This is a genomic window from Aquabacterium sp. (assembly GCF_050725395.1).
GTDB lineage: Bacteria > Pseudomonadota > Gammaproteobacteria > Burkholderiales > Burkholderiaceae_C > Aquabacterium.
Genome location: NZ_JBOHHL010000045.1, coordinates 1 through 25177 on the forward strand (window position 1 = coordinate 1; position 25177 = coordinate 25177).

Genomic DNA, 25177 nt, shown 5'->3' on the forward strand with positions numbered 1-25177 from the left:
AAGAAGACATGGTGGGCCACCTGTGCTTGACTTTGACTCCACGATACTTCGAGCCACGGCTTCGACACTTGCAGGATCTTTGACGCCGTAAATATTGACGAACACCTTCTTGAGACTAGGGATCCAAAGGTTGCCGCCCTCCCAGAACAGGACCTCCCGTTTGGCGCAGTCCTGTGTATTGGCGCATATGCCTTGAGCAATTAATGAGACTTCAGCTGCGGCTGTATAGGTTTGAGCCTCATCTGGGTACGCTTCTCCACAACCGCCAATGCTCACGCCGACCAATGGGATGAGCAGAATTACGCAGAATCGGCTTATTGAAAAGTGGATCATTGATGCGCTCCTATTGAGTTGCCTTTGAAGAGGCCTAACGCCACAGGTAAGGGGCGCCCGCGTGGTATTGCCGAAGCGAGCAATTTTGAAAGCGTCCCCTTGACCGAAACGTTAGGCTGGGGCGAGAAGGACCGGTGGATGAGCCGCAAATGGCCGTGCCTTGCAGATTAGCATTTGACCGTTGCACGCCGAAACCCCTTTTGTGTGACTGGATGGAATTGTGCCTGACCAGACAAAAGCCGTGAACCAGCGGTGCGGATTTGGATTCGTTGAATCATCGCTGGCCTTGAGACGCGCATGAAAGGCCTGCGCATGCCGCAGTGATTCGCTGACTGCCGAAGGACAGGAAGCCAGCAACCGATGGCGTGTGGCACTTTGGCGCTCCATTGCGGTGAGCGGGCTGCCGAAGGGCAGACAGCCAGATGGAGACTTGCTGTGCCACCCGGTTGCGAGCCGCTGTGGTTGTTAGCGCCGGACCTGGCCAGAATGCGCAGTGCATGAATGCCAAAGAAGGCAACGCTGAGAAGCGGGCAAACGATGGAAGCATCAATGGCCAGGGGCTTCTGCCGCATTGCCGATTTAACGCAGCCAAAAGCCTAACGCAATGTATGTCTGACCATGTCAAATAACCTGGCAAGTTAGGCGTCGAGTCTGACGGATAACCCGGCAGGTTGGACCTCGTGGATGGACACCACCCCTCTACAGAGGGATTTGTAGACTCCAACGGTTTCGTCAATGATGGGCCCGTTCATACAGTCTTCCCTCCCAGGTTATTTTCAGAGTTAGGCTTCAATGCTTGATCAGCCATCCCCAGCCAGGACGCCGAGGCTGCTGGACGAGGTGCGTGAGCGCATCCGTTCCATGCATTACAGCATGCGCACTGAAGAAGCCTACCTTTACTGGGTCAAGGGCTACATCAGATTTCACGCGCTCCGGCATCCTCGTGACATGGGGCAGGCAGAGCTGGAGGCCTACCTCGCCTGGCTGGCGAACGAACGCCAGATATCAGCGTCGACCCACAAGCAAGCCTTGTCCGCACTGCTGTTCCTGTACCGGCAGGTACTGCGCTTGGATTTCCCCTGGCTGGCCGAAATCGGGCGCCCGAAGGCAACCAGACGCCTGCCCGTGGTCTTGACACCCACGGAGGTGAACACCGTGTTGCAAGCCATCGATCCAGCGTATCGCTTGATCGGTCAAACCTTGTACGGCACCGGCCTGCGCTTGATGGAGGGCCTGCGGCTCAGGGTCAAGGACATCGACTTCGAGCACCAAACCATCGTGGTCCGCGAAGGCAAAGGGGCCAAAGACCGGGTCGTGATGCTGCCCGCCAAACTGGCCCATCCGCTGCGCATACAACTGCGGTCGGCACGCGCCATGTGGGAGGCCGACCGCGCCAACGGGATTGAAGGCGTCTGGATGCCCCATGCCCTGGAGCGCAAGTTCAAGAGCGCGGGCAAAACCTGGGCATGGCAGTGGGTGTTCCCGATGGCCGATTTGTCGGTGGACCCCAAGACGGGCCTTCAGCGACGCCACCATGTGCAGGACCAAACCTTCCAGCGCGCGTTCAAGAAGGCCGTGGCGGCCGCCCAGTTGGTCAAGCCCGCCACGCCACACACGCTGCGCCATTCATTCGCCACGCACCTCTTGCAGGCGAGGTACGACATCCGCACCGTGCAAGAGTTGCTGGGCCACAGCGATGTCAGCACGACCATGATCTACACGCACGTCGTCAAGGTTGGTGGGGCGGGCGTCTTGAGCCCCCTGGATGCGCTGATCAAATGAAAAAAAAGAAGCCCGCCCAGTGACCCGGGCGGGCTTCTTGGAGCAAGGCCAGGCCAGTTGGTCTGGTCACCAGCCTGGCGGGTTGCTCAAACTCAGGCAGCAGCCACGGTCTTGGCCTTGTCGGCGTATTCCGTGATCTGGTCGAAGTTCAGGTACTTGTAGATCTGGGCGCTGGAGGCATCGAGCACGCCCACGCCGGCCATGTACTCTTCCTTGGTCGGGATGCGGCCCAGGCGTGAGCAGATGGCGGCCAGTTCGGCGGAACCCAGGTACACGTTCGAGTTCTTGCCCAGGCGGTTGGGGAAGTTGCGCGTGCTGGTCGAGAACACGGTGGCGCCTTCCTTGACTTGAGCCTGGTTGCCCATGCACAGCGAGCAGCCGGGCATTTCCATGCGGGCGCCAGCAGTGCCCAGAACGCCGTAGTGGCCTTCTTCGGTCAGCTGTTGAGCGTCCATCTTGGTGGGCGGGGCGACCCACAGCTTGACGGGGATGTCGCGCTTGCCTTCGAGCAGCTTGGAGGCTGCGCGGAAGTGGCCGATGTTGGTCATGCAAGAGCCGATGAACACTTCGTCGATCTTGGCGCCAGCCACGTCCGACAGCGTCTTCACGTCATCGGGGTCGTTCGGGCAGGCCAGGATGGGTTCGTGGATGTCGGCCAGGTCGATCTCGATCACGGCGGCGTATTCGGCGTCGGCGTCACCCTTCATCAGCTGCTGGTCCTTCAACCAGGCTTCCTGAGCGGCGATGCGGCGTTGCAGCGTGCGGGCATCTTCGTAACCGTTGGCGATCATGTTCTTCATCAGCGTGATGTTGCTGTTGAGGTACTCGGCGATCGGCTCCTTGTTCAGGTGCACGGTGCAGCCAGCGGCGGAGCGCTCGGCGGAGGCGTCAGACAGCTCGAACGCTTGCTCGACCTTCAGGTCGGGCAGGCCTTCGATTTCGAGGATGCGGCCCGAGAAGATGTTCTTCTTGCCTTGCTTGGCCACCGTCAGCAGGCCAGCCTTGATGGCGTACAGGGGGATGGCGTTGACCAGGTCACGCAGGGTGATGCCAGGCTGCATCTTGCCCTTGAAGCGAACCAGCACGGATTCGGGCATGTCCAAAGGCATCACGCCCGTGGCGGCGGCGAAGGCCACCAGGCCAGAACCGGCGGGGAAGCTGATGCCGATGGGGAAGCGGGTGTGCGAGTCGCCGCCGGTGCCAACGGTGTCAGGCGTCAGCAGGCGGTTCAGCCAGCTGTGGATCACGCCGTCACCAGGACGCAGGGACACGCCGCCGCGGGTGCTGATGAACTCGGGCAGTTCGTGGTGCATCTTCACGTCCACGGGCTTGGGGTAGGCGGCCGTGTGGCAGAACGATTGCATCACCAGGTCGGCGCTGAAGCCCAGGCAGGCCAGGTCTTTCAGCTCGTCGCGGGTCATGGGGCCGGTGGTGTCTTGCGAGCCGACCGAGGTCATCTTGGGTTCGCAGTAGGTGCCAGGGCGCACGCCTTGGCCAGCGGGCAGGCCGCAGGCCTTGCCGACCATCTTCTGGGCGAGCGAGTAGCCCTTCTTGGTGTCGACCGGGGCGACGGGCAGGCGGAACAGCGTGCTGGGGGCCAGGCCCAGGGCTTCGCGGGCCTTGGCGGTCAGGCCGCGGCCGATGATCAGGGGGATGCGGCCACCGGCGCGCACTTCGTCGAACAGCACGTCGGACTTGACCTTGAACTCGGCGATGACTTCGCCGTTCTTCAGGGCCTTGCCTTCATAGGGACGCAGCTCGACCACGTCGCCCATGTCCATCTTGGACACGTCGAGTTCGATGGGCAGGGCGCCGGCGTCTTCCATCGTGTTGTAGAAGATCGGGGCGATCTTGCTGCCCAGGCAGACGCCGCCGAAGCGCTTGTTGGGCACGAAGGGGATGTCTTCGCCAGTGAACCACAGCACGCTGTTGGTGGCCGACTTGCGCGAGGAACCGGTGCCGACCACGTCGCCGACGTAAGCGACCAGGTTGCCCTTGGCGCGCAGGGCTTCGATGAACGCGACCGGGCCGCGCTTGCCGTCTTCTTCAGGGGTGATGCCGTCGCGCTTGTTCTTCAGCATGGCCAAAGCGTGCAGCGGGATGTCGGGGCGGCTCCAGGCGTCGGGGGCGGGTGACAGGTCGTCGGTGTTGGTTTCGCCGGTGACCTTGAAGATGCTGACGGTGATGCTGGCGGGCACTTCGGGGCGCGAGGTGAACCATTCGGCATCGGCCCAGCTTTGCAGCACGCCCTTGGCGTTGGCGTTGCCTTGGTCGGCCTTTTCCTTGACGTCGTGGAAGGCGTCGAACATCAGCAGCGTTTTCTTGAGCGCTTCGGCGGCGATGCCACCCACGGCGGCGTCGCTCAGCAGGTCAACCAGGGGGGCGATGTTGTAGCCGCCCAGCATGGTGCCCAGCAGTTCGGTGGCTTTTTCGCGGCTGATCAGCGCGCACTTTTCAGTGCCGTGGGCCACGGCGGCCAGGTAGGAGGCCTTGACCTTGGCGGCGGCGTCCACACCAGCGGGGACGCGGTTGACGATCAGGTCCACCAGGGTGGCTTCTTCGCCGGCGGGCGGGTTCTTCAGCAGCTCGATGACTTCGCCGGTTTGCTGGGCGGTCAGGGGCAGGGGAGGAATACCCAGCGCGGCGCGCTCGGCGATGTGTTGGCGGTAGGCTTGCAACATGGTGTGACCTTCTTGGGATCTTGGATGCTCGAGATTCGGGCGTCGAAAAACGGAATGCGGGCTCATTGCGGGCAGAACTGCTTGCACCTGGATAAGGCATAAGCAATTTCCGCGCAGACTGCTATTTTCGCCCAGGAATGGGCTTCATGTCACCTTCCATTCACACGTGAATCAATGGATTTGGTGTGAAATGAGGTGAATGAGAATGACTTACTTTGGAGCGCTGGCCGCATCGGCGGGGGCGGGCGTGTCGAACACCGACTTGGGCGGGTTCTTGCGCAATTCTTCTTCGGCGGCGCGTTGCACTTCATGCACGCAGCCGTCCACGAGGCGGTGACCGGTCTTGACGTTCAACAGCATGGATTTGGTGAGGATCTGGAGCAGCAGGACGGTGTCCTTGGTGTCTTCCAGGCGCACCGCGCCGGTGCTGGACAGCACGGGTTTGACCACCCAGGTGTCCTTGCCCTGGCGGATGTTGAAGTAACCACGGTTGAGGTCGTTGGCGTCGATCAGCAGCATTTTGTTGAATTCGCATTCGTAGCGGCCGATCAGGACGCGTTTGGCGGCTTCCAACTGCTCAGGCGTGGCGTCGGGCAAGGGCACGAACTTCTCGGCGGCCGGAGCGGTCACCTTCTTTTTGCTCAGCTTGGCCTTGGCTTTTTTGACCACCGTGGGCGCGCTGTCGGCGGCGTGCGCCTGCGAACTGAACGCGCCTGCGGCCATGCCCAGCAGGATGCCCACCGAAATCGCGGCGGTGCGAAGGCGGCGGATGTTGGCTGGGCGGGCGGCGGGGCGGTTGCTTGTCATCGTGGTGTGGTCCCGAAATGGTTGGCGTTGAATGGCAGCGCGGTCGTCGCGCGCGGATTGATGATCTTGCCACCAATCCGCCGTCCGAAATTGTCAGAACGTGTTTCCAGGCACGCGGACCCAACCCTCCATGAGGATGCGGGCACTGCGGCTCATGATGGCTTTTTTCACCGTCCATTCGCCGTGGACCAAGGTGGCCTCGGCGCCCACGCGCAGGGTGCCCGAAGGGTGGCCGAAGCGCACGGCTTGGCGCGCGCCGCCGCCAGCGGCCAAGTTGACCAGCGTGCCGGGAATGGCGGCCGCGGTGCCGATGGCCACCGCACAAGTCCCCATCATGGCGTGGTGCAGTTTGCCCATGGACAGGGCACGCACCAGCAGGTCCACATCGCCGGCCTGGATGGTCTTGCCACTGGAGGCCATGTAGTCGGTGGGCGGCGCCACGAAGGCAATCTTGGGCGTGTGTTGGCGGGTGGCGGCTTCTTCGGGCGCCTTGATCAGGCCCATGCGCAGGGCGCCGGCGATGCGAATCGCCTCGAAGCGCTTGAGCGCGGCGGGGTCGGTGTTGATCTGCTCGCGCAGCTCGGTGCCGGTGTGGCCGATGTCTGCGGCGTTGACGAACACCGTGGGGATGCCGGCCGTGATCATCGTGGCCTTGAAGGTGCCGATGCCGGGCACGTCCAGGTCGTCGACCAGGTTGCCGGTGGGGAACATCGAGCCGCCTTCGTCGCCATCGTCCGAGGGGTCCATGAATTCGAGCACGATCTCGGCGGCGGGGAAGGTCACGCCGTCGAGTTCGAAGTCACCGGTCTCCTGCACTTGGCGGTTGGCCACGGGCACATGCGCGATGATGGTTTTCTGGATGTTGGCTTGCCAGATGCGGACCACGCACATGCCATCGTCGGGCACGCGCGAAGGGTCGATCAGGCCAGCGTGGATGGCGAAGGCGCCCGCGGCGGTGGACAAGTTGCCGCAGTTGCCGGACCAATCGACGAACGCTTTGTCGATGGACACTTGGCCGTAGAGGTAGTCCACGTCATGGTCGGGCACGCTGGACTTGGACAGGATCACGCACTTGGACGTGGACGAGGTGGCCCCGCCCATGCCGTCGATGTGGGCGCCGTAGGGGTCGGGGCTGCCGATGACGCGCAGGAAGAGTTTGTCGCGCGCCTCGCCGGGCACTTGGCAGGCCTCGGGCAAGTCTTGCAGGCGGAAGAACACGCCCTTGCTGGTGCCGCCACGCATGTAGGTGGCGGGGATCTTGATTTGCGCTGCCTGGGCCATGGTCATGCCGCCTTGTTCTCGGCCAGGAAGTCCTGGGCGAATCGTTGAAGAACGCCGCCGGCTTCGTACACGGACACCTCTTCGGCCGTGTCCAGGCGGCAGGTCATGGGCACCTTCACCAGGTCGCCATTCTTGCGGTGGATGACCAAGGTCAAGGTGGCGCGCGGGGTGAGCGCGCCTTCGACGTCGTAGGTCTCGGTGCCGTCCAGGTTCAGGGTCAGGCGGTTGGTGCCGGGCTTGAACTCCAAAGGCATCACGCCCATGCCGATCAGGTTGGTGCGGTGGATGCGCTCGAAGCCTTCGGCCGCGATGGCTTCCACGCCGGCCAGGCGCACGCCCTTGGCGGCCCAGTCGCGTGAAGAGCCTTGGCCGTAGTCGGCGCCGGCCACGATGATCAGCGGCTGCTTGCGGTCCTGGTAGGCCTCCATGGCCTCCCACATGCGCACCACTTTGCCTTCGGGCTCGATGCGGGCGAGCGATCCGGCCTGGAGGCTGCCGTCTGCCTTGCGCACCATCTCGTTCTTGAGCGTGGGGTTGGCGAAGGTGGCGCGCATGGCCGTGAGGTGGTCACCGCGGTGGGTGGCGTAGGAGTTGAAGTCTTCTTCGGGCACGCCCATCTTGTGCAGGTACTCACCGGCGGCCGAGTTCATCATGATCGCGTTGGACGGCGACAGGTGGTCGGTGGTGATGTTGTCCGGCAGGATGGCCAGCGGGCGCATGCCCTTGAGCGTGCGCGGGTTGGCGGCCAGCGCGCCGACGCCTTCGGTGTCCCAGTAGGGCGGGCGGCGGATGTAGGTGCTCTGCGGGCGCCAGTCGTACAGCGGGCTGACCTTCTCGCCGGCCTCGGCCTGGATGGCGAACATCGGCTCGTAGACCTTGCGGAACATCTCTGGCTTGACTGAAGACTTGACGATGGCGTCGATCTCTTCGTCGCTCGGCCAGATGTCCTTCAGGCGGATCTCTTTTCCATCGACCACGCCCAGCACGTCGCGCTCGATGTCGAAGCGGATGGTGCCGGCGATGGCGTAGGCCACGACCAGTGGCGGCGAGGCCAGGAAAGCCTGCTTGGCATACGGGTGGATGCGGCCGTCGAAGTTGCGGTTGCCCGAGAGCACGGCGGTGGCGTAGAGGTCGCGGTCGACGATTTCTTTCTGGATGACGGGATCCAAAGCGCCGGACATGCCGTTGCAGGTGGTGCAGGCAAAAGCCACGATGCCAAAGCCCAACTTTTCCAGGTCACCCATCAGGCCGGCTTCGTTCAGGTACAGCTCGACCGTTTTGGAGCCGGGGGCCAGCGAGGACTTGACCCAGGGCTTGCGCGTGAGGCCCAGTTGGTTGGCGTTGCGGGCCAGCAAGGCGGCCGCGATCACGTTGCGCGGGTTGGATGTGTTGGTGCAGCTGGTGATGGCGGCGATGATCACGGCGCCATCGGGCATCGTGCCTTCGCCTTCTGCCGGCATGCTCCACGGGCCGTTGATGCCCTTGGCCGCCATGTCCGTCGTGGCCACGCGGGCGTGCGGGTTCGACGGGCCGGCCATGTTGCGCACCACGCTCGACAGGTCGAAGCTCAGCGTGCGTTCGTAGACGGCGTCCTTCAAGGTGTCGGACCACAGGCCGCCCACCTTGGCGTAGGTCTCGACCAGTTTCACCTGATCTTCACTGCGGCCGGTGAGGCGCAGGTATTCGATGGTCTGCTCGTCGATGCTGAACATGGCAGCAGTGGCGCCGTACTCGGGGGCCATGTTCGAGATGGTGGCGCGGTCGCCCAAAGTCAGGCTGGGCACGCCTTCGCCATAGAACTCAAGGTAGGCGCCCACCACCTTGGACTTGCGCAGGAACTCGGTCAAGGCCAGCACCACGTCGGTGGCGGTGATGCCGGGCTGGCGCTTGCCTTGCAGCTCCACGCCGACGATCTCGGGCAGGCGCATCCACGAGGCGCGGCCCAGCATCACGTTCTCGGCTTCCAGGCCGCCCACGCCGATGGCGATCACGCCCAGCGCGTCCACGTGCGGCGTGTGCGAGTCGGTGCCGACGCAGGTGTCAGGGTAGGCCAGGCCCTTGTCGTTGTGGATGACCGGGGACATCTTCTCCAGGTTGATCTGGTGCATGATCCCGTTGCCCGCGGGGATCACGTCAACGTTGTCGAAGGCCAGCTTGGTCCAGTTGATGAAATGGAAGCGGTCTTCGTTGCGGCGCTCTTCGATGTCGCGGTTCTTTTGAAACGCGTCGGGGTCGAAGCCGCCGCACTCCACGGCCAGCGAGTGGTCCACGATCAATTGCACCGGCACCACGGGGTTCACCTTGGCGGGGTCGCCGCCTTCTTTCGCGATGGCGTCACGCAGGCCGGCCAGGTCCACCAGCGCGGTCTGGCCCAGGATGTCGTGGCAGGCCACGCGCGCCGGGAACCAGGGGAAATCGTGGTCGCGCTTGCGCTCGATCAGCTGCGTCAGCGATTGCGTCAGGATGGCCGGGTCGGCCTTGCGCACCAGGTTCTCGGCGTGCACGCGCGAGGTGTAGGGCAGGGTGGCCCAGGAGCCGGGCTTGATGGCTTCGACGGCGGCTTGGGTGTCGAAGTAGTCGAGCTGGGTACCGGGCAGGTTCTTGCGGTAGGCGGTGTTCATGGCGGTGGTCACTGCAAAGAGCGGGGAGTGGGGGCGGGGCGGAACAGCTTGGGGCGCTTGAAGGGGCAGGGGCGCCATCTGGCGCCCCTTCATCTGACTTTTACTGGCGATCCTGGATCGGCACGAACTTCTGATCCTCTGGGCCGGTGTAGTTGGCCGAAGGACGGATGATCTTGCCGTCGATGCGTTGCTCGATCACGTGGGCCGACCAGCCGCTGGTGCGGGCGATCACGAACAGCGGCGTGAACATGGCGGTGGGCACGCCCATCATGTGGTAGCTGACGGCGCTGAACCAGTCCAGGTTGGGGAACATCTTCTTGATTTCCCACATCACCGATTCCAGGCGCTCGGCGATGTCGTACATCTTGGTGTTCGACTGTTCCTTGCTCAGCTCTTGCGCCACTTGCTTGATGACCTTGTTGCGCGGGTCGCTGACCGTGTAGACAGGGTGGCCAAAGCCGATCACGACTTCCTTCTTTTCGACGCGGGCGCGGATGTCGGCCTCGGCTTCGTCGGGGTTGTCGTAGCGCTTCTGGATTTCGAAGGCGACTTCGTTGGCGCCGCCGTGCTTGGGGCCGCGCAGGGCGCCGATGCCGCCGCCGATGGCCGAGAACATGTCCGAGCCCGTGCCGGCGACCACGCGCGAGGCGAAGGTCGAGGCGTTGAATTCGTGTTCCGCGTACAGGATCAGCGAGGTGTGCATGGCGCGGACCCAGCTGTCACGGGGCTTCTCGCCGTGCAGCAAGTGCAGGAAGTGGCCGCCGATCGAGTCGTCGTCGGTCTCGACGTCGATGCGCTTGCCGTTGTGGCTGTAGTGGTACCAGTACAGCAGCATCGAGCCCAGGGAGGCCATCAGCTTGTCGGCGATGTCGCGCGCGCCGGGGTGGTTGTGGTCGTCCTTCTCGGGCGACAGGCAGCCCAGCACCGACACGCCGGTGCGCATCACGTCCATGGGGTGGCTGGACGGGGGCAGTTGCTCCAGCGCGGTCTTCAGGCCGGCGGGGATGCCGCGCAGCGACTTCAGCTTGGTCTTGTAGAAAGCCAACTCGGCGCGGGTGGGCAGCTTGCCGTGCACCAGCAGGTAAGCGATCTCTTCGAATTCGCTGGTCTGGGCCAGGTCGAGGATGTCGTAGCCACGGTAGGCCAGATCGTTGCCGGTGCGGCCCACGGTGCACAGGGCGGTGTTGCCTGCGGCGGTGCCGGACAAGGCCACGGACTTCTTGGGTTTGAAGCCGGGGGTGGTGGTCTCTGGGGTGGCGCTCATGCGTTTCGTCTCCTAAAACGGATGCGGGTGGTCGATCGGGTGCTTGCTTGATGGATGCTTATTTCTTGGCGGCGAACAGGGCGTCCAGCTTGCCCTCGAACGCGTGGTAGCCAATGCGGTCGTACAGCTCTTCGCGCGTCTGCATGGTGTCCACCACGTTCTTCTGGTGGCCATCACGGCGAATGGCAGTGTAGACCGCCTCGGCGGCCTTGTTCATGGCGCGGAAGGCGCTCAGCGGGTAGAGCACCATGCCCACGTTCACGCTGCGCAATTCATCGACGGTGAACAGCGGCGTCTGGCCGAATTCGGTGATGTTGGCCAGCACCGGCACCTTCAGCGCGTCCACGAACTTCTTGTAGGTGGGCAGGTCGTAGGCGGCTTCGGCAAAGATGGCGTCGGCGCCGGCTTCCACGCACCGGATGGCGCGCTCGATGGCGGCGTCCACGCCGTGCACCTGGATGGCGTCGGTGCGGGCGATGATGAAAAAGTCGGGGTCGATCTTGGCGTCGACGGCGGCCTTGACGCGGTCCACCATCTCTTCGGTCGAGACGATTTCCTTGCCGGGGCGGTGGCCGCAGCGCTTGGCGCCGACCTGGTCTTCCAGGTGGCAGGCGGCGGCACCAGCCTTGATCAGGCTCTTGATGGTGCGGCCCATGTTGAAGGCGCTGGGGCCAAAGCCAGTGTCGATGTCGACCAGCAACGGCACGTCGCACACGTCGGTGATTCGGCGCACATCGGTCAGCACGTCATCGAGGTTGTTGATGCCCAGGTCGGGCAGGCCCAGCGAGCCCGCGGCCACGCCGCCGCCCGACAGGTAGATGGCGCGGTAGCCCGCCCGCTTGGCCAGCAAGGCATGGTTGGCGTTGATGGCGCCAATGATCTGCAAGGGCGATTCGTCCTTGAGGGCTTGGCGGAATCGTTGGCCAGCGGAAATGAGGGGCATGTTGGTTCTCCAGCAAGGAAACATTCAGCAGGGATGCCACCATGGTTTGCAACGCCTGTGCCAGCGTGTGCGCCCTGGCTTGAGCTCGGATGATGGCGTCTAAGTACTTGATTTTATTGAGTTGACCGGCGGATGACCAGCCGGTTTCGGTTTTTGTTTCAGTTTCACGTTTCAATTGTGAAACAATGCTCGCTCGATCTGAAACGCCGTCAAACCACCCATGCCTTCCCCCGCCGGAATGTCCCCCGCCCTGGCCGGCCTGCCGCACATCGTCGCGGTCGGCTTTCGGCGCATCAACAAGATGTTCCAGGACGTGGCGCCCGAGTTCGCCAGCCAGGCCACGGTCGATGTGCTGGACGTGGGTTTTGAGGAAGGCGTGACGCGGATCAAGGCCTTGCACGCCGTTCGGCCCATCGACGTGGTCGTGGCGGCGGGCTCGAATGGCAGCTACCTTCGGCAGCACCTGGACATGCCGGTGGTGCTGGTCAAAGTGGGCGGCTTCGACCTGATGCAGACCTTGACGCGTGCCCGACGCCTGTCGCCGCGCGTGGGTTTGGTGACCTACGAGGGCATGGCCCCCGACATGACGCCCTTTAGCGAACTGTTCGACCTGGCCGTGGAGCAGCGCGGCTACCGCACCGAAGACGAAGCCCTGGCCTGCGTGCAGGAGTTGAAAAGCGCGGGGGTGCCCGTGCTGGTGGGCTCCGGCATGGTCGCCGACCTGGCGGACGAACTCGGCCTGACCGGCATCTTTTTGTATTCGAGCGACGCCGTGCGCGAGGCCCTGGACGACGCGGTGGAGGTGGCGCGCGCCTCGCGCATCGAGCTGGCCAAGCGCGAGCGCCTCAACACCATCCTGGCTCAGCTCAGCGATGGCGTGATCGCGGTGGACCAGCAGGAGCGCATCCAGACCCTGAACCCCGCCATGGCGCAGTTGCTGGGCGTGCAGCCGGCCCAATGGCTGGGCCGCAAGTTGAGCGAACTCAGTCCCGACTTGAGCCTGCAAAGCACCTTGCGCCTGGCCACGCAGGAACTGGAAAAAATCGAGCGCGTGAAAGGCAAGGCCTTGATCGTCAACCGCATGCCCATCATCGAGCAGGGCGTGTTGACCGGCGCCGTGCTCAGTTGCCAGGACCCGATCTCCATCCAGCGGGTGGACCGCCAGATCCGCACGCGCATCAAGCCCCAGGCCCAAGGCACCCGCTACCAGCTCGACCAGTTTTTGGGCGACAGCGCCGCCATCGAGCGCATCCGTCAACTGGCGATGAGCTGCGCCCGCAGCCCGGCCACGGTCTTGCTGGTGGGCGAGAGCGGTACCGGCAAGGAGCTGATCGCGCAAGGCATCCACATGGCCAGCGACCGCCGTGAACTGCCTTTCGTGGCCGTGAATTGCGCCGCCGTGTCCGAGTCGCTGCTGGAAAGCGAACTGTTCGGCTACGAAGACGGCGCCTTCACTGGCGCGCGGCGTGGCGGCAAGATCGGCCTGTTCGAGGCCGCGCACAAAGGCACGATCTTCCTGGACGAGGTGGGCGAGATGCCGGTCTCGCTGCAGACCCGATTGCTGCGCGTGCTGCAGGAGCGCGAGGTTTTGCGCGTCGGCGCCATCGAACCCACGCCCGTCAATGTGCGCGTGATCGCGGCCACGCACCGCGACCTGATGGCGCACGTCGAGCAGGGCCTGTTCCGCCTGGACCTGTTCTACCGCTTGAACATCTTGCGCATCGACATGCCGCCCTTGCGCGACCGGCTGGACGACTTGGCCTCGATCGCACAGGCCCTGCACCAGCAGGTGTGCGCACGACTGCAGCTTGATGCGCGCCACACCCAGCCTTTGATCGATGCCCTGGTCGAGCAGGCGCCGCGTTACGACTGGCCCGGCAACGTGCGCGAGCTGGAGAACATCATCGAGCGGATGATGGCCTACGCGCAAGGCCCGGCGTCGCGCCCGAACCGGGACACCGCCCTGGCCTTCGTGCGGGAAACCGCGCCCGAGTTGTTCGCCCCAGCCGCGCCACCGGGCGGTGTCATGGCGGCGCCTTTGAAAGCGCGCCAGGTTCAGTCGGAGCGCGCCGACATCCTGCGCGTGCTGGCCGAATGCGGCGGCGACCGCGCCCAGGCCAGCGAGCGATTGGGCATCAGCCGCACCACCCTGTGGCGCAAACTCAAGCCCTGAGGCGGCGCACCCCTGGCAAAATGCAGGACTGCCTCCTCCGTGCCCACCATGTCCCCTGCCAAGCCCTTGCGCGTGTTGTCGGTCATCCCGCCGATGACGCAACTCAACACGCCTTACCCCTCGACCGCCTACCTGACGGGCTTTTTGCGTTCTCGCGGGGTGGATGCCGTGCAGGAAGACCTGGCGCTGGCCTTGGTGCTGGCCCTGTTCTCACGCGAAGGCCTTCCCGCCATCCACGCCTGTGTGGAAGCCGTGCCGGAGGCCAAGCGCACCAAGGCCCTGCGCTCATTCGATGCGCAATTCGAGCGCTACCTGAGCACCATGGCGCCCACCATCGCCTTCCTGCAGGGCCGCGATGCCACGTTGGCCCACCGCATCAACACCCGCCAGTTTTTACCCGAGGGTCCGCGCTTCGCCTCGCTGGACGTCTACGTCGATGAAGACGGCGGCGATCCGCTGGCCTGGGCCTTTGGCGCCCTGGGCCTGCAAGACCGCGCCCGCCACCTGGCCACCCTGTACCTGAACGACCTGGCCGACGTGCTGCGCGATGCCGTCGACCCCCGCTTCGAGTTCGTGCGCTATGCCGAGTCGCTGGCCCAGAGCCAGTCCACCTTCGATCCCCTGCACCAGGCTTTGCAAGCGCCGCTCAACCTGGTCGACACCACCTTGCAGCGCCTGACCCTGGCCGCCATCGAGCGCCACGATCCTGACCTGGTGCTGTTGTCCGTGCCCTTTCCTGGCGCCGTCTACGCCGCTTTCCGCATGGCCCAGACCATCAAGGCCGCGCGCCCCCACATCAAGGTGGCCCTGGGCGGCGGCTTCGTCAACACCGAGCTGCGCGAGTTGAGCGAGCCCCGCGTGTTCGACCACGTCGACTTCGTCACCCTGGACGCGGGCGAGCGCCCCTTGCTGGCCTTGCTCGACCACCTGCAAGGCCAACGCTCGGCCCAGCGCCTGTCGCGCACCTTCGTTCGCGATGCCGAGAGCGGCCAGGTCCGCTACATGAACCTCGCCGAGCCCGACGTGCCTTTCGACGAAGTCGGCACGCCCACCTGGGATGGCCTGCCGCTGGACCGCTACCTGTCCCTGCTGGACATGCTCAACCCCATGAACCGCCTGTGGTCCGATGGGCGATGGAACAAGCTCACCATCGCCCATGGCTGCTACTGGAAGAAGTGCAGCTTCTGCGACGTCAGCCTCGACTACATCTCGCGCTACGAAACCGCCTCGGCCGAGGTGCTGGTCGACCGCATCGAAGCCATCGTGAAAGAGACCGGCCAGACCGGCTTCCATTTCGTGGACGAGGCCGCCCCCCCCAAGATGCTCAAGGCCCTGGCGCACGAGCTGATCAAGCGCAAGCTGTCGATCTCGTGGTGGGGCAACATCCGCTTCGAAAAATCCTTCAGCCCCGAGCTGTGCCAGCTGCTGGCCGACAGCGGCTGCATCGCCATTTCAGGCGGACTGGAAGTGGCCTCCGACCGCTTGCTGACCTTGATGAAAAAAGGCGTGTCGGTGGAGCAGGTGGCGCGCGTCACGCAGGGCTTCACCGATGCCGGCATCCTGGTTCACGCCTACCTGATGTATGGCTTTCCCACGCAGACCGTGCAGGACACCGTCGATGCGCTGGAATACGTGCGCCAGCTCTTCGCCAATGGCTGCATCCAGTCGGGCTTTTTCCACCGCTTTGCCTGCACGGTGCACTCGCCCGTGGGCCAGAACCCGCATGAATACGGCGTCAAGCTGCAGGCCTTGCCGCCCACCACCTTCGCCAAGAACGACATCGCCTTCATCGACCCCACGGGCGTTGACCACGATGCCCTGGGCGTCGGCCTGAAAAAAGCCATCTACAACTTCATGCATGGCATTGGCCTCGAAGAAGACGTGCGCACCTGGTTCAAGGGCAAGGTGCCCCGCACCACGGTGTCGCCTCACCGAATCGCTCGAGCCTTGGCGAACTGACTAGGCAAAGAAGGTCGATTCGATCTCGGCGGGCAGGGGTTGGCCGGTCAGCCAGGCCCGCTCCAGCACATGCCAGTAGTGCCGGTAACTGGCCCGGTCGTGCAGCGATCCACGGTGCGAGGTGGGCGCCCAATGCGCACGCTGCGCGGCCGTGAGGATCTCGACCGCGTCGTCCACCTCGGCCGCCACGGGCGCGAAGGCGTCCACGATCACGGGGATCTGGTCCGGGTGGATGCTCCACATGCGCGTGTAGCCCAACTCGCGCGAGGCTCGGCCCGCCGCCACGCCCAAGGCGCGCGCATCCTTGAACTCGGTGACCACGCAATGCGACGGCGTGATGCGCGCCGCGTGGCAGGCCGCCGCGATCTCCAGCTTGGCGCGCAGCACCAGGGGGTGGCTGAACTGGCCCTGGGCGCCCATGGCCGAGGCCGGGATGGCGCCATGGTGTTCCGACACGAAATCCATCAGCCCGAAGGACAGGGACTCGACCCCGGGCAGGGCGGCGATGGCGGCCACCTCCTGTAAGGCCCGGTGGTTTTCGATCAGCACGTGCACGGGCACGATGTGCCCCACGCCATGCTTGAGCCTCGCGGCCTTGATGGCTTCGACGGCCCGCTTGGCCTCTTGCTCATCGCTCACCTTGGGCACCATCAGGTAAGCCAGGCGCGCACCGGCGTGCCGGATCAGGGTGTCGATGTCGTCCTCGAAGCGGGGATGGCTGGGCGCATGCACGCGCGCGCCGACCCGCTCGCAGGCGTTGGCGGGGCTGGTGATCAAATCGGCCACCAGCAGCGCCTGCTCGTGTTCACCGCCCACCGGGGCGCCGTCTTCCAGGTCCAAGGTCACGTCGAACACCGGGCGGCCGCCGGTTTGCGCGGCCATCTCGGCCTGCAAGGCCAGGCTTTTGCGCATGCGGGCCTCGACACCGGCATAGTGGTCGCACACCGGCAAGGTGTGGCCGCGTTGCTCGGTGCCGAACAAGGCCAGGCGGGGATGGATGGTGCTCAAGGTTGACAAGGCGGCGTCCTCGCTCGGGTGAAGGTGGGCGTGCACCAGGCAGGCCTGGGTCATTGTCCTCCTGACGCTCCTCGCCATCAACCGCCCTGTCGGGGTAGCGCGAGCGGCGGTGTTGTCACGAGTGTTGCAAAAGCACCAAAGCCCGGCTCATCATTCAGGGATACCCTGCCTTTGTGCGCAGGACCAGCCCGGCTAGCCTTGTGGGAAACCGCCAGGCGCACCGGTCAGGTGGGCCTCACCAGGGAGCACGTGCATGTTGAACCTTCTTCATCAGCTCAGATTGGGTCAACGGTTGGGTGTGGGCTTTGGCTTGCTGTTGTTCCTGGCGGCCTTGATCGCTGCCGTGGGTTGGTTCCGCTTGTCGGAGACCATCCAGGACGTCGACCAGGCCACCCACGCCCAAAGCCGGGCGACCGCGGCGCTCAAGTGGGAGAGCCTGACCCTGCTCAACGTCAACCGCACCCTGGCGATCGCCGAATCCGGAGGCTCGAAGGACGTCAAGGGCCATTTCGCGCCCCTGATCAAAGCCACCTCGGCCGAGATCAGTGCGATCCAGAAAGACCTGGAAGCCCAGGCGGACACGCCCGAGGTCAAGGCCCAGTTCGAGGACATCGCGGCCCGGCGCAAGGTCTACGTGTCGGCCCGTGACTCGATCTTCACCTTCCTGGAAATGGAAGATCCCGGCGCCAAGGATGCCCTGAAGAGCGAACTGCTCCCAGCCGCCACCCGCTACATCACGGCCATCAACAACTACCAGGCCACGCAGCGCAAGATCGCCGACGAGCAGTCCGCGCAGACGCACCAGCGCGTGTCACGGGCGCAGGTGTTGCTGGTCTTGTTGGCGGGCGTCAGCCTGCTGATCGGCGTGGTCTGCGCCTGGCTCATGACCCGCTCGGTGACGGAGCCCTTGCGGCAGGTCGTGTCGGCCACGAAGATCATCGCGGGCGGCGACCTGTCACACCGGGTGGACATGGATGGGCGAGACGAGTTGTCCGAGCTGTGCCACAGCCTCGAAGAGATGCAGCAGTCCCTGCGCGGCATCGTGGGGGAGGTCCGCCAATCCACCGACTCGATCCAGACCGCCAGCGAGGAAGTGGCCGTGGGCAGCCAGGACCTGTCCAGCCGGACCGAGCAAGCGGCGGCCAGCCTGCAGGAGACGGCCTCCACCATGGAAGAGATTTCCGGCACCATCCGGCACACCGCCGATGCCGCCCGCACCGCCAACCAATTGGCGGCGGGCGCGGCACAGGCCGCCAGCACGGGCGGGCAGGTGGTGTCGCAGGTCGTGGCCACCATGGACGCCATCACCCAAAGCTCCCAGCGCATCGTCGACATCATCGGCGTGATCGACGGCATTGCTTTCCAGACCAACATCCTGGCATTGAACGCGGCGGTGGAAGCCGCCCGTGCCGGCGAGCAGGGGCGCGGTTTCGCGGTGGTGGCGGGCGAGGTGCGGGCGCTGGCGCAGCGGGCGGCCAGCGCCGCCGGTGAGATCAAGGCGCTGATCGGCGAATCGACCGACCGCGTTCAGGCGGGGGCGGCTCTGGTGAACGAGGCCGGCACCTCCATGGCGGCCATCGTGGAGTCCGTGCAGCGCGTGGCCGACATCATTGGCGAAATCACCTCGGCCTCCACCGAGCAATCCGAAGGCATCAGCCAGGTCAACACCGCGGTGTCCCAGCTCGACAGCATGACCCAGCAAAATGCCGCTTTGGTCGAAGAGTCCGCCGCGGCCGCTGAGAGCCTCAAGGAACAGGCCGCCAAACTGGCCTCGGTGGTCTCGGTGTTTCGCCTGCCCTGAACGGAAAAAGCCGGCGGACCCGAAGGTCGCCGGCTTGGTTTGTTCGCTGGTGCGTGAGGGCGCTTCAGCCCTCAGGCCAGGATCACAGCAGGTGCTTGACGCCGTCTTGCTCGCCTTGCAGTTCGGCCAGGGTGATGTTGATGCGCTCTTGCGAGAACGCGTCGATTTCCAGGCCTTGGACGATCTTGTATTCGCCGTTTTCGGTGGTCACGGGGAAGCCGAAGACGATGCCGGCGGGGATGCCGTACTCGCCGTTCGAAGGCACGCCCATGGTGACCCATTCGCCCTTGGAGCCCAGGGCCCAGTCACGGATGTGGTCGATGGCGGCGTTGGCGGCCGAAGCAGCCGACGACAGGCCACGGGCGGCGATGATGGCGGCACCGCGCTTGCCCACGGTGGGCAGGAAGGTGTCGGCGTTCCAGACTTGGTCGTTGATCAGGTCCTTGATGGCCTTCCCGCTGGTGGTGGCGAAGCGGTAGTCGGCGTACATGGTGGGCGAGTGGTTGCCCCACACGGTCAGCTTCTTGATGTCGCCGACCTTGGTGCCGGTCTTGGCGGCCAGTTGCGAAGCGGCGCGGTTGTGGTCCAGGCGCAGCATGGCGGTGAAGTTCTTCGCAGGCAGGTCGGGAGCCGACTTCATGGCGATGTAGGCGTTGGTGTTGGCGGGGTTGCCGACGACCAGGACCTTGACATTGCGCGACGCCACGGCGTTCAGTGCCTTGCCCTGGGCCGTGAAGATCTGGGCGTTGGCGGCCAGCAGGTCGGCGCGCTCCATGCCGGGGCCGCGAGGACGTGCGCCGACCAGCAGGGCGTAATCGGTGTCCTTGAAGGCTTGCAGCGGATCGCTGTGGGCTTCGATGCCGGCCAGCAGGGGGAAAGCACAGTCTTCCAGCTCCATGATCACGCCCTTCAGCGCGTTCTGGGCCTTCTCGTCGGGGATCTCCAGCAGTTGCAGGATCACGGGTTGATCTTTGCCCAGCATTTCGCCAGAAGCGATGCGGAACAACAGGGCGTAGCCGATTTGACCAGCGGCGCCGGTGACGGCAACGCGAACGGGTGATTTGCTCATGTGCAACTCCGAAAGAAATAGAGAGAAGGGGTAGGTGGTAACAACCCCCGAGTGTAGCGTCGTGCGCAGTCTAGGGACACTGTTGTGAATCGTCAATGCTCTTATGTCTTATATAAGACATCTTTCATCAGAGGGTGGACTAAAACGTCCGCTTATGGTGCAATCAGCGTCCGTGAAAACCCAAGCTGTTGTGGCCCCCTCCCTGACTGTTTCCGGTGCTTCGGCCGACCCGGCCTCCGCGCCCGGAGGCGAGGCATCGGCGCCTGGCGCGGGCCCTTCTTTCAGCCCGCTTTACCAGCAGATCAAGTCGCTGATCCTGCGCAGCCTCCAGGCGGGTGAGTGGCGCCCCGGCGAAGCCATTCCCAGCGAAATCGAACTGGCCGGCCGCTTCAAGGTCAGCCAGGGCACGGTGCGCAAGGCGATCGATGAGCTGGCCGCTGAGAACCTGCTGCTGCGCCGCCAGGGCAAGGGCACCTACGTGGCCACCCACGCCGAAGAGCGCGTGCAGTACCGCTTCCTGCGCCTGACCCCTGATCAGCCTGACGACGCCGGCCCGGTGCAGCGCGAATTCCTCGATTGCCGGCGCCTGCGCGCTCCCGCCGACATCGCCCGCCTGTTGCAACTCAAGGCCGGCGACATGGTCGTCGAAGTGCGCCGCGTGATGCATTTCGCCGGCAAGCCCGTGGTGCTGGACGACATCTGGTTGCCCGGCCACCTGTTCAAGGGCCTGACGGCCGAGCGCCTGAGCGACTACAAGGGTCCCATGTATGGCCTGTTCGAGACCGAGTTCGGGGTGCGCATGATCCGCGCCGAAGAAAAAATCCGCGCCGTGGCCGCGGGCGAAAACGATGCCGCGCTGCTGAAGATCGTGGCCGGCACGCCCTTGCTGAGCGTCGAGCGCCTGTCCCATACCTACGACGACCAGCCCGTCGAACTTCGCCGTGGCCTCTACATGACCGAATTCCACCATTACCGGAACGAATTGAATTAACCCCGCCGACGAACAAGGGATTGCCCTTAAAATCGCGGATTCTTTGACTGTTTTTTGACGCAAGGCAGGAGCCTTCAGAAAAAATGGCTGACAACACCAAAACCCCACGCCCCGTCTTCACGAACATCCATGTGACGGACATCGTCAGCTACAGGCTGCCGCCCGCCGGGATCGTCTCGATCCTGCACCGCATCAGCGGTGTCGTGCTCTTCCTCTTGCTGCCTTTCGTCGTCTGGATGTTCGACACCAGCGTGACCTCGGAAATCTCGTACGACGAGTTCAAATCCGTGTTCACCGCCGGCCATGGCTGGTTGCCGGCCTTCCTGGTCAACTTCGTGACCTGGGGCCTGATCTGGGCTTACCTGCACCACTTCATCGCTGGCGTGCGTCACCTGCTGATGGACACCAACCACCACCTGGTGAGCAAGCAGACCGGTCACAACTCGGCTGTCGCCACGCTGGTCCTCAGCGTTGGCCTGACCCTGATCCTGGGCGCCAAGCTCTTCGGTCTGTTCTGATTTTCGACCCCCACGGAACTCGACACCATGTCTTCTAAAAACTACGGTACCAAGCGCGTCGTCGTCGGCGCGCACTATGGCCTGCGCGATTGGCTGGCGCAACGCGTCACGGCCCTCCTGATGGCGCTGTTCACGGTGGCCCTGCTGGCGCAGGTCATCTTCGGCGAACGCATGAGCTACGACAAATGGTCGGGCATCTTCTCGCACCAATGGATGAAGTTCCTGACCTTCGTGGTCATCCTGTCCCTGGCGTACCACGCCTGGGTGGGCCTCCGCGACATTTTCATGGACTACATCAAGCCCGTGGGCATCCGCCTGGGTCTGCAAGTGTTCGCCATCGTTTGGCTCTTGGGCTGTGCCGGCTGGGCCATCCAAGTGCTCTGGAGACTGTAAAAAATGACCGCCATTGCCAACTCGCTCCCCACTCGCAAGTTCGACGTCGTCATCGTTGGTGCCGGTGGCTCCGGCATGCGCGCCTCGCTGCAACTGTCCCTGGCCGGCCTGAACGTGGCCGTGCTGTCCAAGGTCTTCCCCACCCGCTCGCACACCGTGGCGGCGCAGGGCGGCATCGGTGCCTCGCTGGGCAACATGTCCGAAGACAACTGGCACTACCACTTCTACGACACCATCAAGGGCTCCGACTGGCTGGGCGACCAGGATGCCATCGAGTTCATGTGCCGTGAAGCGCCCAAGGTCGTGTACGAGCTCGAACACTTCGGCATGCCGTTTGACCGCAATGCGGACGGCACCATCTACCAGCGCCCCTTCGGTGGCCACACCGCCAACTATGGCGAAAAGCCCGTCCAACGTGCTTGTGCTGCGGCCGACCGCACCGGCCACGCGCTGCTGCACACGCTGTACCAGCAAAACGTCAAGGCGCGAACCCAGTTCTTCGTCGAATGGATGGCCCTGGACGTGATCCGCGATGCCGAAGGCGACGCCGTCGGTGTGGTGGCCCTGGAAATGGAAACCGGCGATGTGCACGTGCTGCACGCCAAGACCGTGCTGTTCGCCACCGGTGGCGCCGGCCGCATCTACCAGGCCTCGACCAACGCTTTCATCAACACCGGCGACGGCCTGGGCATGGCGGCGCGCGCCGGCATTCCCCTGGAAGACATGGAGTTCTGGCAGTTCCACCCCACCGGCGTGGCCGGCGCGGGCGTGCTGCTGACCGAAGGCTGCCGCGGTGAAGGCGCGATCCTGCGCAACAGCAACGGCGAACGCTTCATGGAGCGCTACGCGCCCACCTTGAAGGACCTGGCCCCGCGCGACTTCGTGTCCCGCTCGATGGACCAGGAAATCAAGGAGGGCCGTGGCTGCGGTCCCAACAAGGACTACGTCCTGCTGGACATGACCCACCTGGGCGCCGAAACCATCCACAAGCGCCTGCCTTCGGTGCAAGAGATTGGCCACAACTTCGCCAACGTCGACATCACCAAGGAGCCGATCCCCGTGGTGCCGACCATCCACTACCAGATGGGTGGCATCCCGACCAACGTCTACGGTCAAGTGGTGGTGCCGGCCAACGGCAAGCACAACGAGGTCATCAACGGCCTGTACGCCGTGGGCGAGTGCTCCTGCGTGTCGGTGCACGGCGCCAACCGCCTGGGCACCAATTCGCTGCTCGACCTGGTGGTGTTCGGTCGCGCGGCTGGCAACCACATCGTCGACTTCAACCTCAAGTCGAAGAACCACAAGCCCCTGCCCAAGGACGCCGCCGACAAGACGCTGGCCCGCCTGGCTCGCCTGGATGGCGCCACCAACGGCGAGTACTCGCAAGACGTGGCCAACGACATCCGTGCGTCCATGCAGAAGCACGCTGGCGTGTTCCGCACGCAAAAGACGATGGACGAGGGCGTCAAGCAGATCGCGGCCCTGCGTGAACGCGTCAAGAGCATCGGTCTGAAGGACAGCTCCAAGGTCTTCAACACCGCCCGCATCGAGGCGCTGGAAGTCGAGAACCTGATCGAGGCCGCGCAAGCCACCATCGTGGCCGCCGCCGCCCGTCCGGAAAGCCGTGGCGCCCACGCCCACGATGACTTCCCCAACCGCGATGACGACAACTGGATGAAGCACTCGCTGTGGTATTCCGAAGGCAACCGCCTGGAATACAAGCCTGTGAACCTGCAACCCCTGACGGTGGAATCCGTTCCCCCGAAAGTCCGGACGTTCTGATTAGGACCGCACCCATGAAGCGCACTTTCAAAATCTACCGCTACGATCCGGACAAGGACGTCAAGCCCTACATGCAGAGCATCGAGGTCGAACTCGACGGCCACGAACGCATGCTGCTGGACGCCCTGGTCAAGCTCAAGGCGGTCGATCCCACCCTGTCGTTCCGCCGCTCCTGCCGCGAAGGCGTGTGTGGTTCGGACGCCATGAACATCAACGGCAAGAACGGTCTGGCCTGCCTGACCAACATGCTGACGCTGCCGGGCGAGATCGTCCTGAAGCCGCTGCCGGGCCTGCCCGTCGTGCGCGACCTGATCGTCGACATGACCCAGTTCTTCAAGCAGTACAACTCGATCAAGCCCTACCTGGTCAACGACGAGCCGCCGCCTGACAAGGAGCGCCTGCAGTCGCCCGAAGAGCGCGAAGAGCTCGACGGCCTGTACGAGTGCATCCTGTGCGCCAGCTGCTCGACCAGCTGCCCCAGTTTCTGGTGGAACCCCGACAAGTTCGTGGGGCCGGCCGGCTTGTTGCAGGCCTACCGCTTCATCGCGGACAGCCGCGACCAAGGCACGGCCGAGCGCCTGGACAACCTGGAAGACCCGTACCGCCTGTTCCGTTGCCACACCATCATGAACTGCGTGGACGTGTGCCCCAAGGGCCTGAACCCCACGAAGGCCATCGGCAAGATCAAGGAACTGATGGTGCGCCGCGCCGTTTGACCCAGACTTCGCCTAGAAATTGCCCATGACCCTGACCCAAACGCCCTCATTTGCTCCTGGGTCCGTGCCCAGCGCGGACGAATTGCGGCGTTTGCGTTGGCGCTGCCGGCGCGGCCTGCTCGAGAACGATCTCTTCATCGATCGGTTTTTCGAGCTGCACGGTGAAAACCTCACCAACGCGCTGGTACAGGGTTTGCATGAGCTCATGGACTTGGCAGACAATGACTTGTTGGATCTCTTTTTGGCGCGCAAGCAGCCCGAAGGTGACCTGGACACGCCGGAAGTCCGCCAAGTGTTGGAGCTGATGCATGCCGCCGGTGCCTCGCGGCTGCCTCCCCAGGCATCCGTGTCAAATTCCGATCATTAAGACCCATTCGCAAGACCCGACCCTCTAGGAGCGCTCATGAGCATGACCCCGTCCGACGTGAAAGCCACGCTGTCGTTTTCCGATGGCAGCCCGAACATGGATCTGCCGATCTATAAAGGCTCCATCGGCCCTGACGTGATCGACATCCGCAAGCTGTATGCCCAAACCGGCAAGTTCACCTACGACCCTGGTTTCCTGTCGACCGCTTCCTGCAACTCGACCATCACCTACATCGATGGCGACAAGGGTGAGCTGCTGTACCGCGGCTACCCCATCGAACAGCTGGCCACCAACTGCGACTTCCTGGAAACCTGCTACCTCTTGCTGAACGGCGAGCTGCCCAACGGCACGCAAAAGGAAGAGTTTGTCCAGAGCGTGACCAACCACACGATGGTCAACGAGCAGATGCAGTTCTTCCTGCGTGGTTTCCGCCGCGATGCGCACCCGATGGCCGTCATGACGGGCCTGGTCGGCGCACTGTCGGCCTTCTACCACGACAGCACCGACATCAATAACCCAGAGCACCGCAAGATTGCCGCGATCCGCCTGATCGCCAAGATGCCCACGCTCGTGGCCATGGCCTACAAGTACACCATTGGCCAGCCCTACGTCTACCCGAAGAACGACCTCTCGTACACCGAGAACTTCATGCGGATGATGTTCGCCACGCCGTGCGAAG

20 protein-coding genes are annotated in these 25177 nt (G+C 64.1%); 11 read left to right on the top strand and 9 right to left on the bottom strand.

What is annotated here, in order from left to right:
• Positions 1-333 (bottom strand): hypothetical protein (locus tag ACREB4_RS19030; protein ID WP_431589822.1); only part of this gene is annotated, 333 nt, incomplete at its 3' end.
• Between the two features lie 792 nt (positions 334-1125).
• Here ACREB4_RS19030 and ACREB4_RS19035 point away from each other — a divergent pair.
• Complete coding sequence (locus tag ACREB4_RS19035; RefSeq protein WP_431589823.1) at positions 1126-2115, top strand: integron integrase; 990 nt, start codon at positions 1126-1128, stop codon at positions 2113-2115.
• Between the two features lie 92 nt (positions 2116-2207).
• Here ACREB4_RS19035 and acnB read toward each other — a convergent pair whose 3' ends face one another.
• From acnB to prpB, 6 genes are all read right to left on the bottom strand, one after another.
• Positions 2208-4796, bottom strand: coding sequence for a bifunctional aconitate hydratase 2/2-methylisocitrate dehydratase (gene acnB, locus ACREB4_RS19040; RefSeq protein WP_431589824.1), 2589 nt, complete (start codon positions 4794-4796; stop codon positions 2208-2210).
• Positions 4797-5006: 210 nt separating this feature from the next.
• A complete protein-coding gene (locus ACREB4_RS19045) occupies positions 5007-5603 on the bottom strand; it encodes a hypothetical protein (RefSeq protein ID WP_431589825.1) in 597 nt (198 codons plus the stop codon).
• Between the two features lie 93 nt (positions 5604-5696).
• Positions 5697-6884, bottom strand: coding sequence for a 2-methylaconitate cis-trans isomerase PrpF (gene prpF, locus ACREB4_RS19050; RefSeq protein ID WP_431589839.1), 1188 nt, complete (start codon positions 6882-6884; stop codon positions 5697-5699).
• Positions 6885-6886: 2 nt separating this feature from the next.
• Positions 6887-9505 carry a Fe/S-dependent 2-methylisocitrate dehydratase AcnD gene (acnD, locus tag ACREB4_RS19055; protein ID WP_431589826.1) on the bottom strand — a complete coding sequence of 873 codons (2619 nt, stop codon included), beginning with the start codon at positions 9503-9505 and terminating at the stop codon, positions 6887-6889.
• A 100-nt stretch (positions 9506-9605) separates the two neighbouring features.
• Positions 9606-10769: a bifunctional 2-methylcitrate synthase/citrate synthase gene (gene prpC / locus ACREB4_RS19060; protein ID WP_431589827.1), complete on the bottom strand. Its 1164-nt coding sequence runs from the start codon at positions 10767-10769 to the stop codon at positions 9606-9608.
• A 58-nt stretch (positions 10770-10827) separates the two neighbouring features.
• Positions 10828-11712 carry a methylisocitrate lyase gene (gene prpB / locus ACREB4_RS19065; RefSeq protein WP_431589828.1) on the bottom strand — a complete coding sequence of 295 codons (885 nt, stop codon included), beginning with the start codon at positions 11710-11712 and terminating at the stop codon, positions 10828-10830.
• Positions 11713-11932: 220 nt separating this feature from the next.
• Between prpB and prpR the strand changes: the two genes are divergently transcribed.
• Together prpR and ACREB4_RS19075 are read left to right on the top strand one after the other, a co-directional pair.
• Positions 11933-13885: a propionate catabolism operon regulatory protein PrpR gene (prpR, locus tag ACREB4_RS19070; RefSeq protein ID WP_431589829.1), complete on the top strand. Its 1953-nt coding sequence runs from the start codon at positions 11933-11935 to the stop codon at positions 13883-13885.
• Between the two features lie 48 nt (positions 13886-13933).
• Complete coding sequence (locus ACREB4_RS19075; protein ID WP_431589840.1) at positions 13934-15844, top strand: B12-binding domain-containing radical SAM protein; 1911 nt, start codon at positions 13934-13936, stop codon at positions 15842-15844.
• Here ACREB4_RS19075 and ACREB4_RS19080 read toward each other — a convergent pair whose 3' ends face one another.
• On the bottom strand, positions 15845-16915 hold the full coding sequence (locus ACREB4_RS19080) for an HpcH/HpaI aldolase/citrate lyase family protein (RefSeq protein ID WP_431589830.1): 1071 nt from the start codon (positions 16913-16915) through the stop codon (positions 15845-15847).
• A gap of 199 nt (positions 16916-17114) precedes the next feature.
• On the opposite strand from ACREB4_RS19080, the gene ACREB4_RS19085 reads away from it, so the two are divergent.
• The gene (locus tag ACREB4_RS19085; RefSeq protein ID WP_431589831.1) at positions 17115-18662 is read left to right on the top strand and encodes a methyl-accepting chemotaxis protein; all 1548 of its coding nucleotides are present in this window, start codon (positions 17115-17117) and stop codon (positions 18660-18662) included.
• A gap of 82 nt (positions 18663-18744) precedes the next feature.
• Here the strand turns inward: ACREB4_RS19085 and ACREB4_RS19090 are convergent, their stop codons facing one another.
• A complete protein-coding gene (locus ACREB4_RS19090) occupies positions 18745-19731 on the bottom strand; it encodes a malate dehydrogenase (protein ID WP_431589832.1) in 987 nt (328 codons plus the stop codon).
• A 154-nt stretch (positions 19732-19885) separates the two neighbouring features.
• Between ACREB4_RS19090 and ACREB4_RS19095 the strand changes: the two genes are divergently transcribed.
• From ACREB4_RS19095 to ACREB4_RS19125, 7 genes are all read left to right on the top strand, one after another.
• Positions 19886-20722, top strand: a complete 837-nt coding sequence (locus ACREB4_RS19095; RefSeq protein ID WP_431589833.1) for a GntR family transcriptional regulator — start codon at positions 19886-19888, stop codon at positions 20720-20722.
• Positions 20723-20805: 83 nt separating this feature from the next.
• Positions 20806-21240 carry a succinate dehydrogenase, cytochrome b556 subunit gene (gene sdhC, locus ACREB4_RS19100; RefSeq protein ID WP_431589834.1) on the top strand — a complete coding sequence of 145 codons (435 nt, stop codon included), beginning with the start codon at positions 20806-20808 and terminating at the stop codon, positions 21238-21240.
• Positions 21241-21267: 27 nt separating this feature from the next.
• Positions 21268-21633 (top strand): succinate dehydrogenase, hydrophobic membrane anchor protein, encoded by a 366-nt coding sequence (sdhD, locus tag ACREB4_RS19105; RefSeq protein WP_431589835.1) that lies wholly within the window; start codon positions 21268-21270, stop codon positions 21631-21633.
• A gap of 3 nt (positions 21634-21636) precedes the next feature.
• Positions 21637-23415 carry a succinate dehydrogenase flavoprotein subunit gene (gene sdhA, locus ACREB4_RS19110; RefSeq protein WP_431589836.1) on the top strand — a complete coding sequence of 593 codons (1779 nt, stop codon included), beginning with the start codon at positions 21637-21639 and terminating at the stop codon, positions 23413-23415.
• A 14-nt stretch (positions 23416-23429) separates the two neighbouring features.
• A complete protein-coding gene (locus tag ACREB4_RS19115) occupies positions 23430-24131 on the top strand; it encodes a succinate dehydrogenase iron-sulfur subunit (RefSeq protein WP_431589837.1) in 702 nt (233 codons plus the stop codon).
• Between the two features lie 25 nt (positions 24132-24156).
• Positions 24157-24498, top strand: a complete 342-nt coding sequence (locus tag ACREB4_RS19120; protein ID WP_431589838.1) for a succinate dehydrogenase assembly factor 2 — start codon at positions 24157-24159, stop codon at positions 24496-24498.
• A 42-nt stretch (positions 24499-24540) separates the two neighbouring features.
• On the top strand, positions 24541-25177 hold a 637-nt coding region (locus ACREB4_RS19125; RefSeq protein WP_431589841.1), incomplete at its 3' end, for a citrate/2-methylcitrate synthase.

Excerpts from the sequence above, each read along its gene's own strand:
- ACREB4_RS19035 (WP_431589823.1), top strand. The coding sequence starts at position 1,126 with ATGCTTGATCAGCCATCCCCAGCCAGGACGCCGAGGCTGCTGGACGAG.
- acnB (WP_431589824.1), bottom strand. The coding sequence starts at position 4,796 with ATGTTGCAAGCCTACCGCCAACACATCGCCGAGCGCGCCGCGCTGGGT.
- ACREB4_RS19045 (WP_431589825.1), bottom strand. The coding sequence starts at position 5,603 with ATGACAAGCAACCGCCCCGCCGCCCGCCCAGCCAACATCCGCCGCCTT.
- prpF (WP_431589839.1), bottom strand. The coding sequence starts at position 6,884 with ATGGCCCAGGCAGCGCAAATCAAGATCCCCGCCACCTACATGCGTGGC.
- acnD (WP_431589826.1), bottom strand. The coding sequence starts at position 9,505 with ATGAACACCGCCTACCGCAAGAACCTGCCCGGTACCCAGCTCGACTAC.
- prpC (WP_431589827.1), bottom strand. The coding sequence starts at position 10,769 with ATGAGCGCCACCCCAGAGACCACCACCCCCGGCTTCAAACCCAAGAAG.
- prpB (WP_431589828.1), bottom strand. The coding sequence starts at position 11,712 with ATGCCCCTCATTTCCGCTGGCCAACGATTCCGCCAAGCCCTCAAGGAC.
- prpR (WP_431589829.1), top strand. The coding sequence starts at position 11,933 with ATGCCTTCCCCCGCCGGAATGTCCCCCGCCCTGGCCGGCCTGCCGCAC.
- ACREB4_RS19075 (WP_431589840.1), top strand. The coding sequence starts at position 13,934 with ATGTCCCCTGCCAAGCCCTTGCGCGTGTTGTCGGTCATCCCGCCGATG.
- ACREB4_RS19080 (WP_431589830.1), bottom strand. The coding sequence starts at position 16,915 with ATGACCCAGGCCTGCCTGGTGCACGCCCACCTTCACCCGAGCGAGGAC.
- ACREB4_RS19085 (WP_431589831.1), top strand. The coding sequence starts at position 17,115 with ATGTTGAACCTTCTTCATCAGCTCAGATTGGGTCAACGGTTGGGTGTG.
- ACREB4_RS19090 (WP_431589832.1), bottom strand. The coding sequence starts at position 19,731 with ATGAGCAAATCACCCGTTCGCGTTGCCGTCACCGGCGCCGCTGGTCAA.
- ACREB4_RS19095 (WP_431589833.1), top strand. The coding sequence starts at position 19,886 with ATGGTGCAATCAGCGTCCGTGAAAACCCAAGCTGTTGTGGCCCCCTCC.
- sdhC (WP_431589834.1), top strand. The coding sequence starts at position 20,806 with ATGGCTGACAACACCAAAACCCCACGCCCCGTCTTCACGAACATCCAT.
- sdhD (WP_431589835.1), top strand. The coding sequence starts at position 21,268 with ATGTCTTCTAAAAACTACGGTACCAAGCGCGTCGTCGTCGGCGCGCAC.
- sdhA (WP_431589836.1), top strand. The coding sequence starts at position 21,637 with ATGACCGCCATTGCCAACTCGCTCCCCACTCGCAAGTTCGACGTCGTC.
- ACREB4_RS19115 (WP_431589837.1), top strand. The coding sequence starts at position 23,430 with ATGAAGCGCACTTTCAAAATCTACCGCTACGATCCGGACAAGGACGTC.
- ACREB4_RS19120 (WP_431589838.1), top strand. The coding sequence starts at position 24,157 with ATGACCCTGACCCAAACGCCCTCATTTGCTCCTGGGTCCGTGCCCAGC.